The sequence below is a fragment of the Neisseria sp. P0022.S010 genome (assembly GCF_051956635.1).
Genome location: NZ_JBQCXF010000622.1, coordinates 1 through 1,614 on the forward strand (window position 1 = coordinate 1; position 1,614 = coordinate 1,614).

Annotated in this window: 2 protein-coding genes; one reads left to right on the forward strand and one right to left on the reverse strand. The window is 48.9% G+C overall.

Going from position 1 to position 1,614, the window contains the following annotated elements:
* Positions 1–564, reverse strand: a 564-nt coding sequence (gene ruvB / locus ACTHUT_RS20035) for a Holliday junction branch migration DNA helicase RuvB (protein ID WP_440419567.1), incomplete at its 3' end; no start/stop codon positions are given.
* A gap of 214 nt (positions 565–778) precedes the next feature.
* Here ruvB and cmk point away from each other — a divergent pair.
* Positions 779–1,438, forward strand: a complete 660-nt coding sequence (cmk, locus tag ACTHUT_RS20040) for a (d)CMP kinase (protein WP_250600697.1) — start codon at positions 779–781, stop codon at positions 1,436–1,438.
* Positions 1,439–1,614: the final 176 nt, after the last annotated feature.

Here is a 1,614-nt window from a genome sequence, read left to right on the forward strand (position 1 = left end):
GGATACGATACCGAAACGGTCGCGCAAAGGATTGGTCAGCATACCGGCACGGGTCGTCGCGCCTACCAATGTAAACGGCGGCAAATCGATTTTGACCGAACGCGCGGCCGGTCCTTCGCCTATCATGATGTCCAACTGATAATCTTCAAGCGCGGGATAAAGGATTTCTTCAACCACAGGACTTAAACGGTGGATTTCATCGATAAACAGCACATCATGCGGCTCAAGATTAGTCAACAAGGCTGCAAGGTCGCCGGCACGTTCCAAAACCGGGCCGCTGGTTTGACGCAAATTAACGCCTAACTCTTTAGCGATAATGTGTGCCAAAGTAGTTTTGCCCAAACCCGGAGGGCCAAACAGCAAAGTGTGGTCAAGCGCTTCACCACGTTTTTTCGCTGCCTGAATAAAAATGGCCAACTGCTCTTTTGCTTTATCCTGCCCGATATAGTCGTCTAAAGTTTTCGGACGTAAAGCGCGTTCAAGCAATTCTTCCTGAGCGGAAATATTTTGAGCAGTGATAATGCGCTGAGGTTGTGCAGAAGTAAGATTATCAGTTTGTAACATAATGTTCTAAATTCTAAGACCGTTCCCGACCCGTTATTTCAGACGGCCCGAACAATCAGATAAAGCGGTTAAATTATGATTTTGGCCATTATACCCGATAAGGCCGAACCACTTTTCCCTCAAATTTAAATCACACAAAAATTTTCGTTTCCAACGGCCAAAGCGACGTATAATAAACGGTTGATTCAAATACCTATCGCATTCAGGAGAACACATGAGCCTCAAGCAAAAAGTCATTGCCATCGACGGCCCCAGCGCATCCGGTAAAGGGACGGTTGCCTCACGCGTAGCCGAAGCCTTGGGTTTTCTTTACCTCGACTCCGGTGCGCTTTACCGCCTGACCGCACTTTACGCACAAAAACAAAATGTTGCCTGGACAGATGAAGATGCCGTCAGCACACTGGCAGAAACCTTGCCCGCACAATTTGAAGGCAGCGCCGTATTATTAAACGGCGAAGATGTATCCGAGCAAATCCGTACCGAAGCGATCGGCATGGGCGCATCTGCTGTCGCGCAGTTGCCTAAAGTGCGTGCCGCCCTTTTACAACGCCAACGCGACTTCCTAACTGAAAAAGGTTTGGTCGCCGACGGCCGCGATATCGGCTCGGTTATTTTCCCTGATGCCGCATTAAAAATTTTCCTGACCGCAAGTGCCAATGTCCGCGCCCAACGTCGTGCCAAACAACTCGGTATCCCATGCGGAGGCGTTGCATTCGAGCGTATTTTGTCGGACATTGAAGCGCGCGATGAAGCAGACCGCCGCCGCCCTGTTGCTCCGTTGAAACAGCTGCCCGACGCCCTGCTTTTAGACACTGATAACCTTTCTATCGAAGAAGCTGTAAAAAAAGTGCTTGATTGGTATCATAAAGTTTAAAATTTGGAGTATAATCGCGAAGTTTTCATTTCAGACGGCCTGTTAACCCTATAACAAGGCCGTCTGAAAACATTTCCCAACCTGCCGCGCCAAGGACGGCAGGTCATTTCAAACCTAACCCGCACCCCTTGGCGGTGTACCGAAAAGAGTATATATGACTATGGAAAATTTTGCCC

What these genes read in the sequence shown, in the direction of transcription:
- cmk (WP_250600697.1), top strand. Translation starts at nt 779, where the DNA reads ATGAGCCTCAAGCAAAAAGTCATTGCCATCGACGGCCCCAGCGCATCC.